The 23724-nt window shown below is 55.7% G+C and carries 17 protein-coding genes; 12 read left to right on the forward strand and 5 right to left on the reverse strand.

The features are described 5' to 3' along the window. The first annotated feature begins 57 nt into the window (after positions 1-57). Both VGH19_14915 and VGH19_14920 read left to right on the forward strand, forming a co-directional pair. Positions 58-2760 carry a YfhO family protein gene (locus tag VGH19_14915; GenBank protein ID HEY1172658.1) on the forward strand — a complete coding sequence of 901 codons (2703 nt, stop codon included), beginning with the start codon at positions 58-60 and terminating at the stop codon, positions 2758-2760. Continuing rightward, complete coding sequence (locus tag VGH19_14920) at positions 2761-3537, forward strand: class I SAM-dependent methyltransferase (protein ID HEY1172659.1); 777 nt, start codon at positions 2761-2763, stop codon at positions 3535-3537. It abuts the gene before it with no gap. Position 3538: 1 nt separating this feature from the next. On the opposite strand, the gene VGH19_14925 is transcribed toward VGH19_14920, so the two are convergent. Both VGH19_14925 and VGH19_14930 read right to left on the reverse strand, forming a co-directional pair. After that, complete coding sequence (locus VGH19_14925; GenBank protein ID HEY1172660.1) at positions 3539-4300, reverse strand: Nif3-like dinuclear metal center hexameric protein; 762 nt, start codon at positions 4298-4300, stop codon at positions 3539-3541. A gap of 61 nt (positions 4301-4361) precedes the next feature. After that, positions 4362-7067, reverse strand: coding sequence for a kelch repeat-containing protein (locus tag VGH19_14930; protein HEY1172661.1), 2706 nt, complete (start codon positions 7065-7067; stop codon positions 4362-4364). A gap of 449 nt (positions 7068-7516) precedes the next feature. On the opposite strand from VGH19_14930, the gene speA reads away from it, so the two are divergent. The 5 genes from speA (at position 7517) to VGH19_14955 (ending at position 12134) form a co-directional block, all read left to right on the forward strand. Beyond that, the gene (gene speA / locus VGH19_14935) at positions 7517-9454 is read left to right on the forward strand and encodes a biosynthetic arginine decarboxylase (protein HEY1172662.1); all 1938 of its coding nucleotides are present in this window, start codon (positions 7517-7519) and stop codon (positions 9452-9454) included. Positions 9455-9461: 7 nt separating this feature from the next. After that, positions 9462-10172 carry a hypothetical protein gene (locus VGH19_14940; GenBank protein ID HEY1172663.1) on the forward strand — a complete coding sequence of 237 codons (711 nt, stop codon included), beginning with the start codon at positions 9462-9464 and terminating at the stop codon, positions 10170-10172. Positions 10173-11004: 832 nt separating this feature from the next. Beyond that, positions 11005-11244, forward strand: coding sequence for a hypothetical protein (locus VGH19_14945; GenBank protein ID HEY1172664.1), 240 nt, complete (start codon positions 11005-11007; stop codon positions 11242-11244). 279 nt (positions 11245-11523) lie between these two features. Then, positions 11524-11784, forward strand: a complete 261-nt coding sequence (locus VGH19_14950; GenBank protein ID HEY1172665.1) for a hypothetical protein — start codon at positions 11524-11526, stop codon at positions 11782-11784. A gap of 71 nt (positions 11785-11855) precedes the next feature. Continuing rightward, positions 11856-12134, forward strand: a complete 279-nt coding sequence (locus tag VGH19_14955; GenBank protein ID HEY1172666.1) for a hypothetical protein — start codon at positions 11856-11858, stop codon at positions 12132-12134. Positions 12135-12228: 94 nt separating this feature from the next. On the opposite strand, the gene VGH19_14960 is transcribed toward VGH19_14955, so the two are convergent. The 3 genes from VGH19_14960 to VGH19_14970 form a co-directional block, all read right to left on the reverse strand. Then, the gene (locus VGH19_14960) at positions 12229-13296 is read right to left on the reverse strand and encodes a DnaJ domain-containing protein (GenBank protein ID HEY1172667.1); all 1068 of its coding nucleotides are present in this window, start codon (positions 13294-13296) and stop codon (positions 12229-12231) included. A 15-nt stretch (positions 13297-13311) separates the two neighbouring features. Then, complete coding sequence (locus tag VGH19_14965; GenBank protein ID HEY1172668.1) at positions 13312-16494, reverse strand: SNF2-related protein; 3183 nt, start codon at positions 16492-16494, stop codon at positions 13312-13314. A 115-nt stretch (positions 16495-16609) separates the two neighbouring features. Continuing rightward, complete coding sequence (locus VGH19_14970; protein HEY1172669.1) at positions 16610-17995, reverse strand: Gfo/Idh/MocA family oxidoreductase; 1386 nt, start codon at positions 17993-17995, stop codon at positions 16610-16612. Between the two features lie 165 nt (positions 17996-18160). Here VGH19_14970 and VGH19_14975 point away from each other — a divergent pair, with 165 nt between their 5' ends. The 5 genes from VGH19_14975 to VGH19_14995 all read left to right on the forward strand — a co-directional run bounded on the left by VGH19_14975 (position 18161) and on the right by VGH19_14995 (position 23715). After that, positions 18161-18643 (forward strand): phage regulatory CII family protein, encoded by a 483-nt coding sequence (locus VGH19_14975; protein HEY1172670.1) that lies wholly within the window; start codon positions 18161-18163, stop codon positions 18641-18643. 27 nt (positions 18644-18670) lie between these two features. Next, entirely contained in the window at positions 18671-19252 is a 582-nt protein-coding gene (locus tag VGH19_14980) for a rhomboid family intramembrane serine protease (GenBank protein ID HEY1172671.1), read from the forward strand. A 336-nt stretch (positions 19253-19588) separates the two neighbouring features. Next, on the forward strand, positions 19589-21007 hold the full coding sequence (locus VGH19_14985) for a hypothetical protein (protein ID HEY1172672.1): 1419 nt from the start codon (positions 19589-19591) through the stop codon (positions 21005-21007). A 102-nt stretch (positions 21008-21109) separates the two neighbouring features. Beyond that, positions 21110-23017 (forward strand): HAMP domain-containing sensor histidine kinase, encoded by a 1908-nt coding sequence (locus tag VGH19_14990; GenBank protein HEY1172673.1) that lies wholly within the window; start codon positions 21110-21112, stop codon positions 23015-23017. After that, a complete protein-coding gene (locus VGH19_14995) occupies positions 23014-23715 on the forward strand; it encodes a response regulator transcription factor (protein ID HEY1172674.1) in 702 nt (233 codons plus the stop codon). The genes VGH19_14990 and VGH19_14995 overlap by 4 nt, the downstream gene beginning before the upstream one ends. The last annotated feature ends 9 nt before the right edge of the window (positions 23716-23724 follow it).

Genomic DNA, 23724 nt, shown 5'->3' on the forward strand with positions numbered 1-23724 from the left:
TTATGATTGGCCCCCGGCATGGTTTCCTTAATCCTCTGGCACCCGATAGCAGCAATTATGGCAGCAAATAAAAGCCCGCAATCCGATACCGGCCTTAAAACTTGGCAATGTCTCGCGCTAGCCTTGGCCGGCCTGCTCGTCCTGCTGCTCATCTCTTTCCATGACGGTCTGGGGGAAGGAATGGTGCATTTCAACAATGACGCCCCATATGGCATGATCAAGGCGCGGGAGGATTCGGCCATTGCTGGACTTACCGGGTATTGGGAAAACCTGAACTGGGTGGGCATTGAGCAGCCCAGCGGCCAGCCAGAACTGGGCAATGCTTATTACTTCCTCACCGGAACCGAGCTGTTCTGCAAAACGTTCCCGGCTTTTTCCCTCTTTTTTCTGGGGTTCTGTGGCTGGGTCTTGTTCCGCGCGCTCAAGTTTCATCCCGTGGTATGTTTTGCGGGAGCAGTAGCGGCGGCTTATAATACCAACTCCTTTTCCAATGCTTGCTGGGGCTTGGGCACCTGGCCGATCGCCCGCGGTATGGTCCTGCTTGCGATCGCTGCCCTGTTCAGCTACCGCGAGAAGCCGCATTGGTCCAAGCTGGTGCTCGCAGGCGCTGCCGTGGGCTTCAACATCATGGGTGCTTTCGATACGGGGGCGATTTACAGTCTCTATGTGGCGGCCTTTGGCCTGGCTCTGGCCTTCAGCAAGGCGAGCGAGCCATTGCTCAAGCGCAGCGGCAAAGGCATACTACAAGTCGGGGTGGTGGCCGTTTGCGCGTTCCTGCTTTCTGCCCATACCGTCATGAACCTTATCGGCACCCAGGTGCAAGGTGTCGTCGGCATGGAGCAGACGGAGCAGGCTAAACAGGAACGCTGGAAGGGCGCCACACTTTGGAGCTTCCCGAAGATCGAAACCCTCAGGCTCGCTGTGCCAGGCATGTTCGGTTATCGCATGTCAGAAAGTCAGACAGCCAAGCCTGCTGATTACTGGGGTACAGTCGGAGCGCAAGACGATGCTCCCTATACCCGCTATTCCGGTTCTGGCGAATATGCTGGCTTGCTGGTATTGCTGCTGGCCGCATGGGCTTTGGGGCAAAGCCTGCGACGCGATGGAAAAGAGCTTTCCGGCGATAATGACAAATATGTCATCTGGTTTTGTGCGATCGCCGGCTTCATCGCCCTGCTCCTCTCATACGGGCGCTTTGCACCGTTTTACCAGATCATCTACAAACTGCCTTTCTTCTCCACCATCCGGAATCCCATCAAATTCACCAACCCTCTGCACATCTCGCTACTGATCCTGTTCGGCTACGGGCTGAACAATCTGGTGAAATCCTACTTCTTCACCAGCAAAGGAGAAACCCTGTCTTGGGGGGCTGCGTGGGTGGCATTTAAGAAAATGTCTGATCAACACGCCAAGAAACTCCTGTATGGTGGAATCGTGCTCCTGGGTGTTTGCGGACTGGCCGGGTTGATCTATTCCTCTTCCTCTGCGGAATTGGTCAGCTATCTGGAAAAAGCCCGTTTCACCCCGGAATCCGCCAAGACACTGGCTGCCTACAGCGCCAAGGAAGTCTTCATAGCATTGATGTTTTTCGCTGCTTCCCTGCTGGTGATCTGGGGCGGGATGAGCGGCTGGCTAAAGCCCCGGCTCGCCTTGGGGATACTGGTGGCGCTGCTGGCGGTGGACTTCGTCCGCGCCAATATGCCCTGGGTGAATTTCTATGACTACCGGTATCGCTACGCCTCCAATCACGTCATTGATTTCCTGAAGTCGCAATCCCCTTATTGGCGGAACGCCACCGAAGTTTCTCCCTTGAGCCGCAGTTACCTCCTCACGCCAGAAGCCAATCACTTCGGCGGAGTGTTCAGCGCATGGCTGCAGAACCAATATCAGTATTACCAGATACAGTCGCTTGACATCATCCAGATGCCCCGCCCGCCGGTGTTGGAACTCAATTACATCATGAATTTCAAACCGACAGATAACACCACCGGCAGCGACCTGTACAAGCTCAGCCGCGTCTGGGAGCTGACCAGCACGCGGTATCTGGTCGGCCTCGAAGGTTATCTGCCCATCCTGAACCAGCAGTTCGACCGCGGTCGCAACCGTTTCAGCATCAAGGAAAAATTCCAGTTCACCGCCAAGCCTGGTGCTACGGGAAACATCGGCCAATACGATGTCACCACCGCCCCTTCGGACAAAGGCCCTTTGGCCATCTTCGAGTTCACGGGCGCCCTGCCCCGAGCCCACATCTATACCCAATGGGAAAGCGGCATGAGCAACAGCATCCTTTACACAAACATGGGTGCCGTGACGACCAATGAAGCCGCCCTGCCGATGATCGCCGCGCCGGATTTTGACCCTCAGATGAAAGTGCTGATCTCAGAAACCATTCCGGCACCTGCCTCTTCACCCGCGAAAGAAGGTATGACCAATCGCGTCAGCGACGTGAACATCCAATCGCGCAGCGTGAGCATGAAGGTTGAGGTGGCACAAGATTCCGTGCTGCTCCTCAACGACCGTCACAGTCCCAACTGGCACGTGTATGTGGATGGCGCGGAACGTCCGCTCTTGCGGGCGAATTACCTCATGCGCGCCGTACAGTTGAAGCCGGGTGACAAGGAAGTGATCTTTAAGTTCGAGCCCACCGCCAAGTATCTCAAGATCACTGTCGCCTCGATGGCAGTTGCCCTAGGCTTGCTCGTGTGGTGGCCATTGCGCGAAAAAAGACAGGCTGCCTCCCCGGAACCTGCTGCCAAATAGATGTCAGACTCCTCTTCATCACATCAGGAATCCTACCGGCAGAACGAAGCCTACGCCGAGTTTCTCTCCGGTTGGGATGCCGGCTTCTACGCCAAGTACGCTGATACCTTGCGGCCTGCCAATGCCGGGGGGCGGGTGCTGGATGTAGGCTGTGGAGTCGGCCAGGTGGTGAACCGCTTGCAAACCGCCGGTTATGAGGCTCACGGTGTGGATGTCTCGGAGCCGAACATCCAACGCGCGGTGAAATTCAGTCCTCGCTGCCAGCTCTATGACGGGCGCAAGCTGCCCTTCCCTGATGGCTTCTTCGATTCTGCTGGTGCATTGAATGTCTTGGAGCATGTGGAAGAGCCCGAACTGTTCATCCCTGAGCTTGTGCGCATAGTGAAACGCGGCGGCAAGATCGTGCTCTCCAGTCCGAACTTCTTTCGCGTGCTCGGTTTCAAAGATTACCATCCCCGAATGCGCGGCATCGGGCAGAAGTGGAGCAACTTCCAACGCTTACAGGAAAAGCGCCGTCAGATCCGCGAGACTCCCGAGCAAGTGCGCTTTGACCGCATGGAACCCATCAAACGGGAAGCTTTTCAACCGGACGATGATGCCATCATCGCCACGAATCCGCTGGAGATGAGCTTCTTTCTGGAACGCGCCGGTTGTCGCGTGGAGAGTGTTTCCTGCACGGATCGTTATGTGGCCGCGCCAGTCGAGTTCGGGTTGAATCTCGGTCCTTGGCGCTGGGGCATGTTCAATGCCTTCCTCATCGCCACCAAGATCAAGTGATTCACAGCCCCGATGGGTGATCGATGAAACTCCACGGCACTCCGCATTTCTTCGAGAGATGCGCTGAGAGCGCTTTCACTCCAAATGTTTCAGTGGCGTAGTGCCCGCCGTAAATCACATTCACTCCCAATTCTTCCGCCAGCGGAAAAGTCCAGTGTGGCCCTTCTCCCGTGATGAACGTATCCACACCTTCAGCCGCCGCCTTCTTCACCTCGGCTCCGGCTCCGCCCGTCACCACGCCGATGTTCCGGCAGATCTCCGGTCCGCACGCGAGCACAGTCGTCTTGCCACCGACCGCCTTTTGCACCCGCGTATCCAATTCCTCCCGGCTGATCTTCGTCGCTGACTTCAGCCCCAAGTATCGCTTCTTCTCAAAGAAAAACGGCATCATTTTCTTCAAACCAAGCGCCGCGCAAAGTTGTGCGTTGTTCCCCAGCTTCGCATGCAGGTCCAACGGCAGGTGCGAACTGTAAACCGCTACGTTTCCCTCCAGTAACAGGCGCATGAGCTCATAGCGCTTCCCCGTCCACGGATGCGATGGCGACCAGAATAATCCGTGATGCACGATGAGCAGATCAGCTTTCGCTGCGATCGCCTTGCGGACGGTCGCAATGCTGCCATCCACGGCAGCGGCGATCTTCGTAACCTTGCCGGTGTTTTCCACCTGCAAGCCGTTCACCGCCCCGGGGTAATCTTCCACGTTTGCCGTATCCAGCAACTCGTCACAATACCCCGTCAGCTTTCGCAGTTCCACACTTTGCATGGTGTTCTCCATGCCATGCCTTGCATCTCAGGCAAAGCTATTTCACCCTCTAAACGAAGGTTTACAGTTCAATCGGCTCAACCTTGTAGAAGCCGGTGTCAGTCTCCGAAAGGATATCGGCATACACGCCTTGCTTGCCTGTCGGAGTGACTATCCCCACTTCTTCCCAAGCCGGATCGTTGATATTCGTCTTCCTCAGGACGCGATAGCTCACGCCTGGAACACTGCGCCAGACGACTGTCGGCGTCATGCGGATTCCCAGCGCAAACCCGGAGAATGGATCCAGCGGATTCGTCTCATCTTCAAATTCCTTCTGGTTCGTGCTGCCGTCATCATCCGGGTCAGCCTTCAGCAATGCATTCGGATTGTGCCGGTAATGTTCGCCAAAATATTCCGCGAGCCATTCCGAGCTGACACCCGTGATGTCTTTCGGCGAATAGCTATAGATCTGGGAACTATGCTCAACTCCTGTGTAACCGCCGTAGACCAGCACACTGGCTCCGGTCCACACCGCATGATGATGGACGCGGGCGGACGGCGCATTCGTCGTCGTCAGCAAAGACCACTTATCCGTCACCGGATTGTAGATGCCGCCCGTGTTCAAGAATCCCGAATTGTTGAAAGCACCGCCGAATACGAACATCCGGTCACCCGCCCACGTCAACGCATGCCGGTTGCGGGCCGAGGGTGCATTCACCGTGGACATAGTCGTCCATGTATCTGTCGTCGGGTTGTAACGCGCACCGTCGTTATAAGACGCCGTTAAACCTTGGTTCGCACCGCCCCATACGATCATCTCCGTGCCCGTCCACGTTGTTTGGAATAACCAAGTGCGCGCTGACGGCGCATTCACACTGGAGACAGCCCGCCACGTATCCGTCTCAACATTGTAAGCTGCACCATCACCCAATGCTCCCGCTGAGCCAGAACCGCCCCATACCACTAGCTCAGCGCCGCTCCAAGCGTGAGCCGGCAGGCAACGCGCAATTGGCGCACCGACAGAAGCGAGCGCACGCCAGCTATCCGACTCCGGATTGTAGATAGCTCCGTCATTGAGATAGGTACCGTTCGAGACACCACCCCATACGATGACTTCCTCTCCCGTCCACGCGATCGCTGGATAACTCCGTGCCGAAGGCGCACCTACCGTGGACATCACGTGCCATGTATCCGTCTTCGGATCATAACGGCCGCCAGAATTCAACTGCGCGCCGTTGTATCCACCCCAGACGATGAACTCCGTCCCTGTCCACACACCTGCATGCTGCGAACGGTTTTCCGGTTTGTCCACCTCACTCATCGGCGTCCAAGTGTTGCTCGCTGGTGAATAACGCGCACCGCTATCGTAAGAAACTCCAAAACCCTCGCCACCCCAGATCAACAATTCCTTGCCCGTCCATGCGGAAACATAGATAGAGCGACCCGGCACTTCCGTATTATTTGCACGCTGCAACCATTCACCCATCATCGGCACAGAGCTGGTGCTATTCGGATCACTTCCACCGTCGAACTCCACCAGATTGTTGAACCCATCTCCATCCGGGTCAGCATACTCTGCTGCTGCCGGTTGATGACGGAAATAGCCGCCAAAATTCTCTGCCAGCCATTGGCTCATGATCACTTGATAATTGAATGAAGGCGAATAGCTCGTGCAGTCTTGGTTATGACCGGAACCATTGTAACCGCCATACACCAGCACACTTGCTCCCGTCCACACCGCTGAATGATGCACCCGGGCTCCTGGTGCACCAGTCGTCGTCATCGGGGCCCAAGTGTCCGTCACCGGGTTATAGGAAGCCCCGGTATTCGAGTATGTCCCCGTCCCTGCGCCGGTCGCCCCACCGAACAAAACCATTTCCTTGCCTGTCCACGCCATCGCCGCGCGGTTGCGACCGCTCGGCGCTCCTGTGGAAGACATCGTCGTCCACGTATCCGTCGTCGGATTGTAGCGCGCACCATCGTTAAACGTCTGCGATAAAGCCAGATTACCACCACCCCACACGATCAATTCCGTCCCCGTCCAGACCGGCGTCAAAATCCAAGTCCGCGCGGAAGGAGCGTTGACCGAAGATACCGGACGCCACGTATCCGTTGCCGGATTGTATAACGCGCCGTCGTTGTGAACGATCGAGTTGTTATGACCGCCCCAAATGAGCATTTCTGTCCCCGTCCAGACCGCATTCACGCCACCACGTGCGGAAGGAGCCCCAGTGGTACTCATCGGTCTCCAAGTGTTATTGGTCGGATTATACAAAGCTCCACTCGCCAGCAATACGTTACCAGCCCCATGCCCGCTCCAGATGATCATTTCGCTACCGGTCCAGATCACTGCGGCTGCTGAACGCGCCGCTGGTGCACCGGTCGTCGATGTCGCCTGCCAAGAATCGGTGGAGGGATTGTAACGTCCGCCTGATTGCAGATAGCTCCCATTGTAACCGCCCCAAACGATCATCTCCGTCCCCGTCCATACCGCATTATGCTGCGAACGGTTCGCTGGCGCATTCACCGTGGAGGTGGCCGTCCAGCTATTGCTCTTCACCAGAAAACGCGCACCCGAGTTGTAGGAAACTCCAGGACCCTCACCACCCCAGATGATCATCTCCTGCCCGGTCCACACCGCAGAATGGACTGCTCTTCCTGGAACGACCGTGGCCGCACTACGCCCAAGCCATTCATCTGGTGTACCCACCGCTTTGGCATTGGTTAAGGCTAAAAATGCCAAACACAACACCATCAGTCCGGCTTTGAGACAGAGTTTGGTATTCATCTTATCTTGATCTCCTGTTAGATGGAATGTCCTGTGACGACTCCTTGGTTGTTAGGAAATATTTTTCAAAATGACTGCTGGCGTGTCCAGCCTAGAATCTTCTCCTTGCCATTTTTTTGATCTCATCTGAACAAGTCATATCCTTTTTGCACACGCTCAACCCGCTTCTTCTGCCCGTTTGGAAAATGTATTTTATGGGAACAGCAGGGAATGGCCGCCAGAGTGCATCCTTTGCTTTAGCGGCCATCCGACACTAACCCAACTTTCATTTCACCCCTCACCCTCCCTTCTGTCATTTCCCATAATGAACCTTTTTCACGGTCTTTATATTTTCCACCCCCTGATACCTCCCAAAACCACGCCCAGAATCTCCTTCAAATATTTACTTAACCCCTATTGAATTCCTCCCCGCACTCCTTATAGTGCGCTCGACTTTTGCATCGCAAAAAATGAGCAACCAGCAGGACGGAGCCGGCCAATGGAACATCCAGGCGGCGCGCACTCTTTACAACGTTGATCGTTGGGGCGCGAAATATTTCGACATCAACGAACAAGGCAACGTCGCGGTCACGCCTCTTCAGGAAGCCGGTGCCAGCGTCGATATCACCGACGTCATCGAGGAAGCCAAGGCGCGCGGACTCAAGTTCCCCCTGCTCATCCGCTTCCAGGACATCCTGCGTCATCGCGTCCAGTCCATCAACCAAGCTTTCCGCAACTCCATCGCAGAGTTCAATTACCAGGGCCAGTACCGCGGTGTGTTCCCCATCAAGGTGAACCAACTCCGCGAAGTGGTGGAAGAGATCCTCGACGCCGGCAAGCAATACAACTTCGGTCTCGAAGTCGGCAGCAAGCCCGAGCTCTATGCCGGTCTCGCCCTCCAGAACCAGATGGGCGGTCTCATCATTTGCAACGGCTACAAAGATCCCGGCTTCGTGAAGATGGCCCTCATGGGCATCAAGCTCGGCCGCAAGGTCATCATGGTCGTGGAAAAGCTCGAAGAGCTGAAGCAAATCATCACTGTCTCCAAGCAAGTCGGTGTGGAACCCATGGTCGGCATCCGCGCCCGTCTGCTCAGCAAGGGTGCTGGCAAATGGGCCGAGAGCGGTGGCGAGAACGCCAAGTTCGGCCTCAGCACTTCCGAGATGCTCGAAGCCGCCGAACTCCTCAAGGCCGAGAACCTCACGCAATGCTTCAAGCTTCTGCACTTCCACATCGGTTCGCAGGTGCCTGATATTTTGACCGTGAAGAAGGCCGTGCAGGAAGCCAGCCGCTTCTACGCCAAGCTCCACAAGATGGGCTTCCCCATCGAGTTCGTGGATGTCGGCGGCGGTTTGGGCGTGGATTACGATGGCAGCCGTTCCGCCTTCGATAGCTCCACGAACTACACCCTCCAGGAATACACGAACGACATCGTCTATTACATCGGCAACATCTGCGATGCCGAGAAGGTGCCGCATCCGAACATCGTCAGCGAGAGCGGTCGCGCCATCGTCGCGCATCACAGTGTGCTCGTCGTGGAAGTCTTCGGCTCCATCGCCAAACAACAGACCGCCACTCATCTCAAGTATGGCGAGAACGAACATTCGCTCGTCAAAGAGCTTTTGGACATCCGCCAGAACCTCCCCAAGCTGAACAAGCTCGAGGCTTATCACGACGCGCTCGAACGCAAAGAAGACGCGCACCAGATGTTCACGCTCGGCGTCATGGAATTGCCCGACAAGGCGAAGATCGAGAACCTCTACTGGGACATCAGCCAAGCCGTTGTGGAATCCTTCCGCGGCCAAGCCTACATCCCCGAGGAGATCCGCAAGCTCGAAGACAGCTTGGGGGATCAATACCTCTGTAACTTCTCCGTGTTCCAATCTTTGTTGGATCACTGGGCTCTCGGTCAGTTGTTCCCCATCATGCCCATCGCTCGGTTGAATGAGAAGCCGGACCGCGAAGGCACTTTGGTGGACATCACCTGCGATTCCGATGGTCAGATCAACAAGTTCATCGATCTCCGCGACGTCCGCGATACCCTGCCCCTCCATTCCCTCAAGCAGAATGGCAACGGCAACGAGCCTTACCGCATCGGCTTCTTCCTCATGGGCGCTTATCAGGACATCATGGGTGATCTTCACAACCTCTTCGGTCGTGTGAACGAAGTCCACGTGTTCCTCGATCCCGATGAACCCTGCGGCTACTACGTCGAGGAAGTCATCGAAGGCAACACCATCGTGCAATGCCTCGCCGCCGTGCAATACGACGAACGCGATCTCTGCCGTCAGGTGAAAGCTCAGGTGGATGAAGCCATCAAGAGCGACCGTTTGAAACCGTCCGAAGGCATGCGCCTCTTGGACGATTACGAACGCGGCTTGCGCGAATACACCTATCTCTCATTCTAGGCGCAGCATGTCTGCCCCTGCCGGCATAGACCCCGAGCTGATGCCTTCCTTACGAAGGCTGCTGCGAGGTCTGTCCGCGCTGTTCTGGGCCCTGCCGCTCACCTTGATCACGTGTGTTCAGAGCGCCGTCACCGAATGGCTGCGCCCCATGGGCATGCTCCCACCCGTCATCATGACCGGCCTGCTTTATTATGGTCTGCATGAACTCGGTCATTTCCAGAGACAGGAGCGCGTGTGGATGGATGCCTTGGACCGCACCAAGCTCTTCGCCCTCATCAACCTCGGCCTGTCCCCTTTCATCTATTGGTGGAATCAGTTTCCTGCCATCGGCTTTTTCTTCCAGGCCATCGTGGTCATGGGAGTCTGCAGCGTGATGTTCCTCATTTCCCTGAACTTCATGCTGCAACGCCTCACCGCGATGCTCCCCGATGAGATGCTCCGTGCCGAAACCAAGGTCTTCACCCAGATGAACCTGATTTTGATCGCCGTCCTCATCTGCGTCGGTGCCATCTTTCAGGCTCTCTCCGCCATCGAGAATCTTCCGGACGTTGTCATCAACATCCTGAACATCCTCTACGCCACCCGCCGCGCCTGGCTGTTACTGCTCGCGCTCCTGCCGTTGGCCATGACGATGACCTTGCTCTGGAAAACCAAAGAAGTCGTCCTCAGCTCCATCTTCGGCAACCGCGACCTCTTGGTAAAACCTCCGCAGAGCTAACTTCCCCCGTCGTGCTCGTCCTCGTCGTCGTCCTTCGTCCTCGATTCCTCCGCCCATTAGTCCCATCGGCCCCATAAGACCTATTAGTCCTATTCCCCAATTCCCCTTTCTTCATTCACCCTTCGTAATTCTCAATTCGCGTTCCCCGAAGCAGCCTTCCCATCTCGTCCGTTCGATGCTCCCTCATCACGATGGCATCCTGTCCTGCGGCACTCTAGCCACCAGTCCACACCAAATAGATCGCAACCCTCGCCAGCCACTCCACAAAGAAACGCAGTCGAAGAACAGAGAATGCTCGCCGAAACACGGCATTCCCATCTCCCTCTCTTCCATTGATAAATGGAGGAGAGGGCTGGGGAGAGGAGGCACTAAACCTCCCCTTTCTTCGTTCACCATTCCTCATTCTACATTCCCCTTAAGGAACTATGTCAAAGAGCAATGAAACCATCCGACCCCTGTGAGGCATCGCAACCCAATCCTCCTAATCAAAGAAGTCAATTGGAGGTCGAACTTCGACCCGCGCTGTCCAAAGCCCGGCCGGTTCCGCAGTGGTTACTGAGGATTCCCCGGTGAGACATAAAAATCCTACGCTCACCAACGTCCCTTTCGCCCTCCGGCTTACGAGCCCCAATCCAAACGCCCGATACACCCACAGATCCTACTCCAAACCCGGTAGGGCGAGGCTCCCGACGAGCCCAAACTCTTTTCGCAACTGCACTACCAAGTCTGAAACAGCAGACTCGATGCAAGAGAGCTTTCCCCCTTCTCATCTCGTCCCTGATGATCCCATAAGGACTGCCACCTCCCCACCAACGCAGGACACAACAATGCTATGCGTACACAACACACCATCATGCTTGATGACTCTGGGATTTTAGTGGCTGCCTATCGCTCCGAAAGAGCCCAACCACCGCTTCCCGTCCTTTACCAGCAGCGAGCTGCCAGCACTTATATTTTTCCCATAAACCGCTCAAGAAAACCACCATTTTTCGCTAAAATTCGTGATGAAAACCCAACCTTTTCGCTGACAACAACATCCAAAAATCCCCCTCTACGTAACTCGCATTTTTAAAACCGTTTCCCGGGTAAAATCGGGAATCCAAAATCGTAAGTTCTCCCCCACTCTTTTGGGGCCTTCTGTGCTTTCCTGCCCCGGCGTTTTGGTCAGGGTTTGTGGCTATTTCCCTCTCTCCGCGTCCTCCGTGTCTCCGTGGTGAATTCCCCTTTTGCGTATTCCGCGTCGTTCGCGGTCACCCTCGGCTATCGACAATGACCACCTCACAATCCCTCTATTCAATCCACAAAAAATCATGTAGTGATAACCCAAGAAAAGAGCGAACCCCAGCCCCACATGAAAATCGCATTCCAAGATTTCACACCAACCTATGAAACGAAGGGCTTCTTCTCCTCGACGACCTATGAGCCCCTTCAAGATTGCCTGCAACGAGCCAATGAATGGATCGAGGCAGAAAACCCGAACATCATCAATATCGAGACCGTCGTCCTGCCGAACCTTTGGAACAAAGGAGAAGAAGGAAGTGAAGACCCTTCACTGTTCTCCGGCGATTACAGCAGTTGGCATCAATTTATAAGGATTTGGTATAAGGCCTAATCCTATGATGCAGAATGGCAGCATCGTAGCGACCCATCTGCGGGATTGAGCCATGGAAGGATTGAACACTCATGAAAAATCACATCCGGATTTTTTCAATTCTCGCCATTTCACACTTCTTGATCGGCGCGGTTTGCGGCTGCTTCTTGTTTCTTAGCCAAGAGGGTTTCACCAAATCAGATGCAACCAGGATTTTTGAAACCATATGGGGTGCTGGCGTCGTGATTTTAGGACTACCGGATACTGTATTGGGTTGGCTGCTCAATTCATGCCTTTACGCATTTGCCTTATCGCTGCTTTTCCACATGTGGAATTTATATCTTAAGGCCATCCCGGATAAATCCTCCTGATCCTATCCTATGCGCGAGGCAATCGGTTCATCATGATATCAGTCGAACATTCGTCCTTTCTCTCCCATCTGTGTGATCCGTGTTCCATCCGTGGCTAAATACCATTCCCCTCCAAATGATCCATGAGCGCATGATACGCCTCATTGATCTGCTTCGCTTTCTCCTCCACTAACGCCCGCTTCGCCGGTTCCGCCGTCGCGTAGAGATCCGGATGATACTGCTTCATCATCTTCCGATACGCCCGCCGTAACATCTGCAGGTCCGCATTTCTGGGCAGTTCCAGCGTTTTATAATATCCCGCCAGATTGCCCGTCTCCTCCCGTTTCGGACGCTCACGTTTCCGCTCCGGTTCCGGCTCGATCCGCAACCGTCCTTGCAAATCCATCCGACCCCGATAACGCGCCTCGCATTTCGGACAACGTATCGTGTGATTCACCTGAAAGCGCCTCAACCGCAACTTCTGCCCACACCGCATGCAAACGAACTCGAAACGCTCTTCCCGCGGCGGCGGTCTCCAGTCACTTTCCCACCGTTGTTTCACAAACGTCTTTCGCAACTCCCCCGTTAGGCTCAAGCCCGCCGGTGCCGATGATAAAAACACCACTCCAGGGATAAGTTTCAGCTGCTTCAACGCATTCTCCCAATCCACCTCCGGCAACTCACGCTGTAACACCTCCAGCGCCACCCGATGCGGACTGCCCAGCAATTTCGCGATCACCGCGCTGCAATCCACCACATTCATCTTCACCCAAGTCGGGATATTTCCGTAGAAGGAAAATACCGCCATCACTACCGAAGGTGCCGCAAAAAGTATCTGCACGATCACCAGCGAGATATCCAGCGCCGTCGGATCCTCCTCCTTTTTACTGCTCCCCTTGCTCCTTTCCTCCCGCTTTCGGTCCCAGATGAGATACACCACAAACCAGATCACGAACAAGATCACCGCCACCGTCACTGAACTGTCCATCGCCAGCCGTCCGCGCCCAAAAACTTCCGATAACGGATTCCCACCTCTCAGCACCCTCACCACCATCCAAAGCAGAGCCGTATGCAGCAGCACCAATGGAATCGCCAACAGCATCAGCAAACTCCCCACCGTGAGATTCCCGAGTATCTCACCCGCCATCTGACGCCGCAGCCATTTCTCAACGACAGACTTCACAAATTCATCACTTCATCACCCCGCGAACAGGCCCTGTATCTCATCCCACGTCAGCGAATTGCTAAACGCCTCGCCATCATCCAACGTCGCCTCTGCTATCTCCCGTTTACGCTGTTGCAACGTCAGTATCTTCTCCTCCAACGTCCCGCGCGCGATGAGCTTATAACTCGTCACCACGCGATTCTGTCCGATACGATGCGCCCGCCCCGTCGCCTGATCTTCCACCGCCGGATTCCACCACGGATCGAAATGAATCACCGTATCCGCCGCCGTCAGGTTCAAGCCGGTGCCACCCGCCTTCAAGCTGATGAGGAACAGCGGAATATCACCCGACTTCTGGAACTGCTCCACCACCTCACCGCGATTCTTCGTGCTGCCATCCAGATAACAATACTTCACCCCATCCTTGTCCAACTTCTCACGCAATAAACCTAGCATCTCCACGAACTGGCTGAACACCAACGCGCGATGGCCGCCATCAATCACCTCTTCCAGCAACTCACCAAACAGCTCCAGCTTGCCGGAAGGCGCTTTCATCTCCACTTCAGACAGCTTCAAAAGCCGGACGTCACAGCAAATCTGTCGCAATCGCAGCAACGCACTGAAGATCACCAACCGGCTCTTCGCCAATCCCTGCGCGCCTACCGCATCCATCACTTCCTTGCGACTCGCTTCGAGTATCTGCGTGTAAGCCGCCTGCTGTTCCTCCGTCAGCTCGCAATAAGCCACCTGCTCCAGCTTCTCCGGCAACTCCTTCGCCACATCACGCTTCAGGCGGCGCAAGATGAACGGCTTCAACCGCCGCGTGAGCCGTGATTGCGCGTCCTTGTCCTTGTCACGCACGATCGGCAATTCATACCGCTCCCGAAAATCCTTCGCCGCCCCCAGATAACCCGGCATGAGAAAATCGAAGATAGACCACAGATCCAGCACCGAGTTCTCCATCGGCGTGCCCGTCAGCACCACGCGATGATCCGTGCGAATGGTCTTCACCGCCTGCGCATTCTGGCTCTCCCGATTCTTGATATGCTGCGCCTCATCCAAGATCACCGTATCGAACTCATGCTGCCGATACTGCTCCGCATCCCGCCGTATCAGCGCATAACTCGTCACGATCAAATCCGACTCCGCGATCAACGGAAACCTCACCTGCCGCTGCGGCCCATCCAGCGCGAGCACCTTTAACTGCGGCGCAAACTTCTTCGCCTCCTGCACCCAGTTGAAAACGAGACTCGTCGGGCACACGATCAACACAGGCTTCAACTTCGCTTCCTGCTTCGCCGCTATCAGCAACGCCAGCGTCTGCAACGTCTTACCCAAACCCATCTCATCCGCCAGCACGCCACCGAAATCGTTCTGTCGTAAAAACCACAACCACGCCACGCCCTGCTTCTGATATGGACGTAAAACTTTCTCCAGCTCGCCCACCGATGGCAGCGGCATCTCCGCCACCCCTTGCCGCGCAAACGCCTTCGCCTGCCACGTCGGTGGTGCCTGCACCTTCGTTAGCCCCGCCTCTTCCAGTGACGATTGCAAGAACCCCGCCTGCGCATTGCTGATGCGATATTTCCCGCCCTGTTGCTCTGGTGAAACATCCTGCAACACCTGCTGAAATTCTTGGATCGCCTCCGTATCGATCAGCGCGATCTTCCCATTCTTCAACCGCGTATGATTGCGCCCCGAGAGCAAGAGCCGCTGGATATCCATCGCCGAAAACCGCTCACTCTCTCCTGCAAAATTCACCTCCAGATCGAACCACCGCTCACCCGAATTCATCACGCGGAACTCCGGTTCGATGCGCTCCAGATTCTTCTCAGTGCTGCGCTGGAGCCGCTCCTCCAACGTCACCTTCCACTCCTTCTCGATACGCGGATACTCCCGCGCCATGAAGTTCAGCACGCGATCTTCCCCCACCAGATGACACATGCCCAACTCATCCGGACGACTGAATCCGTATTTCAACAATCGGTCCAGCGCCGCCTTCTCCGCCATCGTATCCCGCGTCACATAACGCGTTGGCGAATCCGGATCCGGCTGCCACAACCCATCATCCGACGCCGTCTTGCCCACCGTATGAATCCGCACGCCATACGCGCATTGCAACTGCGCGCGTAATTGCGCCAGCCCGCCTTGCATATGCAGCAAGAATTTCGGCGGTGCCGCTTCACAACTGAAATCCTCCAGCTTGAAGTTCGACTGCACCTCACACGCCGCCTGCAACTGAGGCCAATCCCGCGTGAGAAATATCGGCACCTCAGACCGCTTCAGCCTCACACTCCCCTGCGTCGCCGCGAGCAATGCTGGCGGCAACACCACCGGTTGAAAACGATTCTTCTGAAACACCCAGCTCTGCGTGCCACTGGATAGCAACGCCGCATCCGCCGGCATCGCCCCCGCACTCAGCACGATCTCGCCCTTCGGATCCAGCGTCGCCTTCACCGTCGCGCGCCACGTCTGCTTGGAAACTTCCACCGCCTGCTGTTTGCCCACGCTGATGCGCGGATGTCCCACCAGCTTCGGCAACAACCCCGCCACCTGCGCCGTCGTCAGCACCAGCATCGCGGGCACTTCGCCTTCGGCCAATGCCTCCGCCTCCAGATACAACGCCTTGTCCTGCGCATCGCAGCGATAGAGAATAATCTTCGGAAACGTGTTCAACGGCTGACGTCGCCCACCCGATTCGCCTTCCAAGAAAATCATCGCCTTCCCCTTCGCCGCCGCAGCAGCAAAGTTCGGTGGAATCACCACATGCAGTTTCAGTTCCTCACCCGGCTGTCCCTCAGCCGCAAACTTTAACCCATTGCTCGGCTTCTTCACCGGTGTCACTGGCACGATCGGCTTGCTCATCCCTCCAACAGAAGGCGGTTTCGTCGCCAAGCCATCATCCGGCTTCAATTCTCCCTTCGTGATCTGTTCCCGCCGCAGATGATGCAATCCCACTGACACTGAGTGCGCGCAAATCGTCCCCCATTCGCGCGAATCCTTGCACGTGCAGAGATTCTCCACATCCGTCGCCCCTTTGATGACCAACCCCGCGCGATAGCTCGTCCCGCCCGCATTCACTACGCCTTTGAGCACGGGTGGCGACCAGTTGGATGACAGCACCTGCGCCGCTTCGAGATACGAGCGGGCGCGCTTCATCACTTCCCAGCCCGCCATGTCGGCGAACAGCTTTTCCGTTAACAACACATGTGACATGCTCGAGCTTCAGTTTGCCGCGCCTGAACTTACCACCAAAGCAAATTCCTGCTGCGAAAAAGAAAGCGGCACCCCTTGGGGTGCCGCCTCTGAAATCAGCTGATCGCCAAAGAATTTAATACTCGCGATCGCGTTTGATGCCCGGCTCGGGGATCGGATACTTGCCGTTCGCATCCGCCAACAGCGGTGCTGGACCATCAAGCGTGAGCTTGTCCACGTTCGGGGCGAACTCATGTTTGTTCTCCTTGAAGTCCTCCCACGTCACTTCCTGGCCCGTATGCGCTGCGAAACGGCCCATCGCCGTGATCATGCTCGCCTCGGCACTGCGCACCACTTCGTTGTATGGCTCATCGTGACGGATGGCCGCCATGAAATCATCCCACTCCTGCTGGTATGGATTCGGAGCCTCACCATAGGACCACACTTGAGATTCACTGCTCATGATATGGTTCTTGAAGATGCGTCCCGCACGGCCCAATGAATGACCACCCAGCGAGACCGTTGCCATACCCTTCGCACCATGGACGATGCTCGAGAACTCATCTTTCACACCCATCATCGTGCGACCGTAGAAGAAGAACTTCGTGCCATCGTTGAATGTGTATTCCACCTGATAGGAATCGAAATTCTGGTCGATGTTATCACCGCGATAGTGACGTCCGCCGATGGCGTGGCACTTCACTGGCCAGGAGTTCTTCATCCAGCAGCATTCGTCGATCTGGTGGATGTAGAAGTCACTGAACAGACCACCGCTCGCCCACAGGAAGCTGTGGAAGCGTGAGATCTGGAACATCAATTCGCTCTGGCCTTCCTTGCGCATGGAGGGATCCGTGAAGGCGGAACCGACCGGCGGATGCATGCGATACGCGCGCATGGCGATGACATCACCGATGGCGTTCTCCTTGTTGATCTTGTCGAACAACGCCTGACGGCCTTTGCAATGCCGCACCATCAGACCTACTGCCACCTTGAGATTCTTCTTCTTGGCTTCTTCAGCCAGGGCGATCATTCGACGACCCGTCGGCGCATCCACGCAGATGGGTTTCTCCATGAATACATTCAGGCCCTTCTCGATGGCATACTTGAAATGCACCCAACGGAAGGCGGGCGGCGTCGCGAGGATGACCACATCACCCTTCTTCAACTGATCCATCGCCTGCTTATAACCGTCAAAACCGATATACTTGCGCTCCGGCGGAACTTCGAGCTGATCCTTATACTTCTTCTGAAGCTGCGTGTAGCTGTTGCTCAGCTTGCTCTCGAAGACGTCGGCCATGGCCACCAGCTTCGGTGGTCCGCTGGTCTCCAAGGCATTGGCGGCGGCACCCGTGCCACGGCCACCGCAACCGACCAGCGCGATACGCACCTGATCGCTGCCTTGGGCAAAAACATGAGGAAGGGTGACTCCCGAAAGCGCCGATGCACCGATCACGGTACCGGTGGTCTGCAAGAACTTGCGACGGGACGAAAATAGCGGTGAATTGTCTGGTGACTGGGTCATGCCCACATCGTTCTTTTTCAGACGCTTTCTGTCAATCTTCCAGCGTCACGAACCGGCAACAAACTGTCCTTCCGCTTCGTTTTGAACATCGATTCCTCCCATCATGTCCTATTTCTTCCGCATTCCTCCTTGAATTTCACCCGGCACCTTTCCAGAGTGTCGCCCATGAAGTCCCATGAACTGCTGCGCGAGGTATTTCACCAGGGCAATCCCAAGAAGATCGCCGATGACATGGGCTTGTCCTTGTCCATGATCTACAAGTGGGCGGAAGCACCCACTGAAGGCGGCAGCGGCGCCACCAATCCCCTCGACCGTATCGAGGCGCTTATCAAGTCCACCGATGATCCCCGCTTGGTACAATGGGTCTGCGAACGCTCCGGCGGCTTTTTCATCCGCAATCCCAAGGAACATTGGGCTCACCCCTACTACCTCATCCCCGCCACGAATCAGGTAGTGCAAGAATTTGCCGATCTGCTTTCAGTGGTTGCTACTGCGGCCGGTGACCATCATATCACCAAAGACGAAGCCAAACGCATCCGCAAACGCTGGGAACAGCTCAAGTCTGTGACCGAAGGCTTCGTCCACTGCTGCGAAGAAGGCAATTTCGGTCCCTTGGAAAAAGAACTGGGTGAGAAACCCAAGGAATAGCAGGCGCAAGCCACGGAAGCCGTTGTTGTGGCCAAATCCACCTGGAAAGATTTTCGTTCCGCCTTCCAGTTCAGCATTTTCTTTGTTGCCGTACTTTTCGTCACGTTCGGGATAGATATTCTTCTTCGGGTCAAGGGTTCGGGATTAGCCGGTTTCGGCATCATTCCGCGCACTACATGGGGTTTGATCGGCATTCCCTTCAGCCCCCTGCTCCATGCGAATCTCGCCCATCTGTTGGCAAACTCAGTCCCTCTCCTAGTCCTGCTCACCCTGCTCTTCTGGGATCGGAAATATCATCCCGGCACCACCCTTACCATCATCTGGCTCGTGAGCGGCGTGGGCACTTGGCTGATCGGACGCAATGAATCGGGCGGGCAGCCGATCGTGCATATCGGAGCCAGTTCGGTCATCTACGGCATCTTCGCCTATTTGATCGCTTCCGCCTTTTGGATGCGGCGTTGGCGTTCCGCTTTCATCGCTGTGCTTGTTCTGTTCCTCTATGGCGGCATCGTCTTGGGCGCCATGCCCCAAGCTGGCCCGATCAGTTGGGAAGGACACTTGGCCGGCATGATTGCCGGTATCTGGTGCGCCCTAAGGCTGCATAGCTGAAAGTCACCTGCAATCAACGTAGGTTGGCGTCACAAATAGCGGTAGGGTTAGCGTGTTAAAACCCATGTGTCCTGTATGGACACCAGACCTCTGGCGACCTTTCAGGCCGCTTTCCTCTGCGCAACCCAAACCCAAGGCAGACCACAGATGGTCTGCCTTGGGCTCGAGTCTTTTGGCCCTTTGAGCCAACTCCATACCTCTTTCACTGGGTTACGTTCAAGCCGGTCAAAGCTCATCAAAGGCTCTAGAGGCAGTCCCAAAACTCTTACAACTTTTTTACAATTATCTTGCTCCGCTCTGACAACTTGATGGCCATCCCGCACTACCTTGGTTGTCATGAAAACTCTTCTGCTCTCACTTGCGCTGGCGACCAGTAGCGTTGCCGCCTATGCGTGCGGCGGTTACGGGGACTTCGATCATTACACCGCGCACGAATGGGGCACCTTCACCTCCATCCAAGGCACCGATGGCGTCCCCATCGCGTGGCAATCATTGGTAGTCGGTGACCTTCCTCGTTTCGTCTATAACCGCACCCGTGCTGAAGATGCCAAGCTGCTCGGGAACACCGCTGAGTTCTTCGGCAAAGGTTCCATGGCTGCGCGACAGCGCATCGAAACTCCAGTCATCTATTTCTACTCCCTGAAACCCCAGACCATCGATGTGCGCGTGGACCTGCCCCAAGGCAAGATTACCGAGTGGTATCCGCAGATCAGCAAGTTCGGCCCGGTTCCCGGAGAAGCAGTCACGCCCTTCATCGATCCCGGGCAGAGGGATAAAAGTTTCATCCAATGGTCCAAGGTGCAGGTCATTCCACGTGGTAATGAGACTTTTCCCAGCGAGAAAGGCGGCAGCCATTACTACGCCGCCCGGGAAACGGATGCCTCTCCAGTGCAAGTGACCCCTCCCACCGTCAAGGAAGGAAAACCCACGGTGCAGAATGAAAAGTTTCTCTTCTATCGCGGTGTCGCTGGTTTTCCTTCGCCGCTTATGGCCAAGACCGTCAGTGACAACAGCGTGACCATGCAGAACCAGTTGAACGAACCGCTTAAGCACCTCTTCGTGATCGATCAACGGGCGAATGAATACGCCTTCAGTTACCACGCAGAATTGCCAGCCAAGCAGGAACTGACTGCGGACATCAGCATCGTTTCTTCCCGCACTCAAACCTTCAGAAGCCGCGACCAGCTCATCCAGGCGATGAAAGATTCCCTCACCAAATCCGGCCTGTTCGAGAAAGAATCCGCCGCCATGGTGAAGACGTGGGAAGATTCATGGTTCGATGAATCCGGCGTCCGCATCCTCTACGTGCTGCCGGAGAAATGGGTGGATGCTACCATGCCGCTGAAGTTCACTCCGGAACCCGCCAAGATAGCCCGCGTCTTCGTGGGGCGCGCTGAATTATTCACACCCAGTCTGGAACATAAACTGACTCAACTCGTGAAAAACTATGGAGCTGCCGAATTTGATCAGAAAAAAGTGCTGATCCAATCGGTCAAAGACCTTCGCCTTGGCCGCTTCACCCAAGCTGCTTTCGATCGTGTAATCCGCTTGCAGAATGACAAAGCCTTCACCACGGCAGCCTATGAGCTGCAAGGAAATGCTTTGATGCCAGCGCCGGCCCACCCGCCCTCTGAACATACTGCACACACTAAAGTGCTGACCGCCGTCTCAACTTCGCTGATACGCTCAAACTTTTCGCCCGATCTCGAGCTTCTCGACCTTGTCTTGGATTGTGGAGCGCTAGTGCCACGCTGAGAGCCTGTAGGAAACGCTTTTGTGGGGAGTTATGCGTCCGCCCCGTCCGTCCAATCATCGCTGGACGGAACGGGGCGGAACGCCGATGATACCTAAAGTCCCATGCGCAAGGTCGCCATAGTCTTCATCCTCACAGTGCTCATCCCGAGCCTGGGTCTCGCGTGGCTCGCGATCCGCTCCCTGCGCGACCAGCAATACAGCCTCGAGCGTCAGGAATTCCTGCTTTACCAAAGTGCGGTGGACAAGCTCGCGCAGGAAGCGGAGGGCTATCTTGATCAGCAGCAGCAGCAATTCGCCACCCAAGTAGAAGTGATGTTGCAAGAAAGCCGGCCGGAAATCCTCGCTCTCTCTTTTGATGAGACCATCCGCAAAGCCTGGCCAATGGCCGAGATCGGTTTCGCCGTTTCGCTCAAGGGTAAAGTGATCAACCCGTTGCTGACCGGCCGCCCGGAGGCGCGCCAGTTCCGGCTGGAGAACGACCGTTTCCTTTGTAACGCCGAATCCGTGGAAGTTTATTGGAACACAGGCAGAGGTTCCGTGAATCTCAGCGCTTTGGATCAGAAAAACAGTCTCGGCGGCCAAAATTCACCTCAATTTTTTCAGGCCCAGTCGCAGACCATCGTGCCGATCGTCCAATCCGGCGGGCAAAGCCAGAGCCAGGGCGGACAAGGTGGATATTACGGGACGGACCAAGTGCAGAGCGGTAAAATTCCGACAGCCAAACGCGTGGTGATACCCCAAAGCCAAACCGATCCCTCTCAGCAAGCGATCCCCATGCCCCCACTGCCGACGGATAACACCTACTCACGCGTGCAGGCGTCGGAAGCAGAGTTCCATCAACTGATCGGCGAGGCCAGTGAAGGGATGATGGCGCGCTTCCTCCAAAACCGCCTGAATGTGATGACTTGGTACCGCTCCCCTCGTAATTCCAATCTCGTCTATGGCGCCAAGCTGGACCTGAGCAAACTGACCGATGGCTTGAAATCAGTCGTCCACACATTGAACCCCGAACTGGGCGGCAACGTCTGCGTGGCATTATTGGATGATTCAGCGCGCCCCGTCAGCCGTTCCCATCCTGATTTCACCGCATCATGGAAGCGTCCTTTCGTGGCCGCAGAGATCGGCGAGGCCCTGCCCCACTGGGAGATCGCCTTCTATCAATTAAACCCCGGCAAACTCAACTCTGCCGCCGTGACGCTCAAATTCACCCTTGCCCTGCTGGTCTCGTTGCTGCTCATGGCCATCATCATCGGTGGCTGGCTCATCGGGCGCGATCTTCACCGTGAACTTAGGCTGGCACGGCAGAAAACCGATTTCGTCAGTAATGTCTCACATGAATTGAAGACGCCACTGACCTCAATCCGCATGTTCGCAGAATTGCTGGCAGATGGCCGGGTGACCGATCCCGATAAACAGCGTGGCTACCTGCACATCATCACCGCCGAATCCGCCCGCCTCACGCGGCTCATCAATAACGTGCTCGATTTCGCCCGCTTGGAACGTGGCGAAAAAAAGTATCAGATGCATCAGCTCGATGTGGCCACTGTCACGCGTGATTCAGCCGAGGCATTGCGCGCGCATCTGGAATCCCATGGTTTCAAACTGGAGCTGTCCCTGCCAGAAACGCCGGTGTACGTCATCGGCGATGCTGATGCTCTCGCCCAAATAGTGGTGAATCTGCTCTCGAATGCGGAAAAATATTCCGGTGAGTCCCATGACATCCGGTTGCACCTCTTTGTGGCGGCGTACCCTTTCCCGCACGCTGAACTGCAAGTGCTGGATCGCGGTCGCGGTGTGCCGAAAGGGTGTGAAGAGAAAATCTTTGAACAGTTCTACCGTGCCCATGATTCTCTGAGCAGCGGCATCCAGGGCTCGGGCCTGGGTCTCACTTTAGCGCGACAGATCGCGCGTGCTCATGGCGGTGAATTAAAATACATAGCCCGTGAAGGGGGAGGAAGCTGCTTCACCCTGCACCTTCCGCTTGCAACTCCCTCGTCCTATCAAACATGAAAACACGCATTCTGGTGATAGAAGATGATGCCCATATCCGATTAGGACTTGAGGAAGTATTGCGTGGTGAGGGTTTCGATGTGGCCAGTTGCGGACGCGGCGATGAAGCATTGAACTCTATCGAAAAAGAGAAACCGCATCTCATCGTGCTGGATGTCATGCTGCCCGGAGCCAGCGGCTACGACATCTGCAAACAGCTTCGCGCGCGCAAGAGCACCACCCCAGTACTCATGCTCACGGCGAAAGGACAGGAGATCGATAAGGTCATCGGCCTGGATCTCGGTGCAGATGATTACGTCACCAAACCTTTTGGCGTGCGCGAACTGCTCGCCCGCATTCACGCCCTGCTCCGGCGCATGAACGGAAGCAATGGTGGCAATGGAGAAACGACCGGATGCGGGCCGTTCAAGATCGGCACTGCCACCATCAACCCCACCACGTTTCAAGTGACTCGCGGGAAACAATCCGAAGACCTCACAGCAAAAGAACTGAAACTCCTCCAGCTTTTCTTCACCCATCCCGGCGAAGTATTCTCCCGCGACAAACTGCTCAACGAAGTTTGGGGCTACAACTACTACGGCACCACCCGCACCCTCGATCAGGTCATCGTGCAATTACGCAAGAAACTCGGTGATAACGCTGGAGAGCCGAAGCATTTGCTCACGGTGCATGGAGTGGGATACAAGCTGGTGATGTAGATCACAAAA

It is taken from the genome of Verrucomicrobiia bacterium (assembly GCA_036405135.1).
GTDB lineage: Bacteria > Verrucomicrobiota > Verrucomicrobiia > Limisphaerales > JAEYXS01 > JAEYXS01.

What these genes read in the sequence shown, in the direction of transcription:
- speA (HEY1172662.1), top strand. Translation starts at nt 7,517, where the DNA reads ATGAGCAACCAGCAGGACGGAGCCGGCCAATGGAACATCCAGGCGGCG.
- VGH19_14985 (HEY1172672.1), top strand. Translation starts at nt 19,589, where the DNA reads ATGAAAACTCTTCTGCTCTCACTTGCGCTGGCGACCAGTAGCGTTGCC.
- VGH19_14955 (HEY1172666.1), top strand. Translation starts at nt 11,856, where the DNA reads ATGAAAAATCACATCCGGATTTTTTCAATTCTCGCCATTTCACACTTC.
- VGH19_14950 (HEY1172665.1), top strand. Translation starts at nt 11,524, where the DNA reads ATGAAAATCGCATTCCAAGATTTCACACCAACCTATGAAACGAAGGGC.
- VGH19_14930 (HEY1172661.1), bottom strand. Translation starts at nt 7,067, where the DNA reads ATGAATACCAAACTCTGTCTCAAAGCCGGACTGATGGTGTTGTGTTTG.
- VGH19_14975 (HEY1172670.1), top strand. Translation starts at nt 18,161, where the DNA reads ATGAAGTCCCATGAACTGCTGCGCGAGGTATTTCACCAGGGCAATCCC.
- VGH19_14925 (HEY1172660.1), bottom strand. Translation starts at nt 4,300, where the DNA reads ATGCAAAGTGTGGAACTGCGAAAGCTGACGGGGTATTGTGACGAGTTG.
- VGH19_14915 (HEY1172658.1), top strand. Translation starts at nt 58, where the DNA reads ATGGCAGCAAATAAAAGCCCGCAATCCGATACCGGCCTTAAAACTTGG.
- VGH19_14945 (HEY1172664.1), top strand. Translation starts at nt 11,005, where the DNA reads ATGCGTACACAACACACCATCATGCTTGATGACTCTGGGATTTTAGTG.
- VGH19_14965 (HEY1172668.1), bottom strand. Translation starts at nt 16,494, where the DNA reads ATGTCACATGTGTTGTTAACGGAAAAGCTGTTCGCCGACATGGCGGGC.
- VGH19_14970 (HEY1172669.1), bottom strand. Translation starts at nt 17,995, where the DNA reads ATGACCCAGTCACCAGACAATTCACCGCTATTTTCGTCCCGTCGCAAG.
- VGH19_14920 (HEY1172659.1), top strand. Translation starts at nt 2,761, where the DNA reads ATGTCAGACTCCTCTTCATCACATCAGGAATCCTACCGGCAGAACGAA.
- VGH19_14995 (HEY1172674.1), top strand. Translation starts at nt 23,014, where the DNA reads ATGAAAACACGCATTCTGGTGATAGAAGATGATGCCCATATCCGATTA.
- VGH19_14990 (HEY1172673.1), top strand. Translation starts at nt 21,110, where the DNA reads ATGCGCAAGGTCGCCATAGTCTTCATCCTCACAGTGCTCATCCCGAGC.
- VGH19_14940 (HEY1172663.1), top strand. Translation starts at nt 9,462, where the DNA reads ATGTCTGCCCCTGCCGGCATAGACCCCGAGCTGATGCCTTCCTTACGA.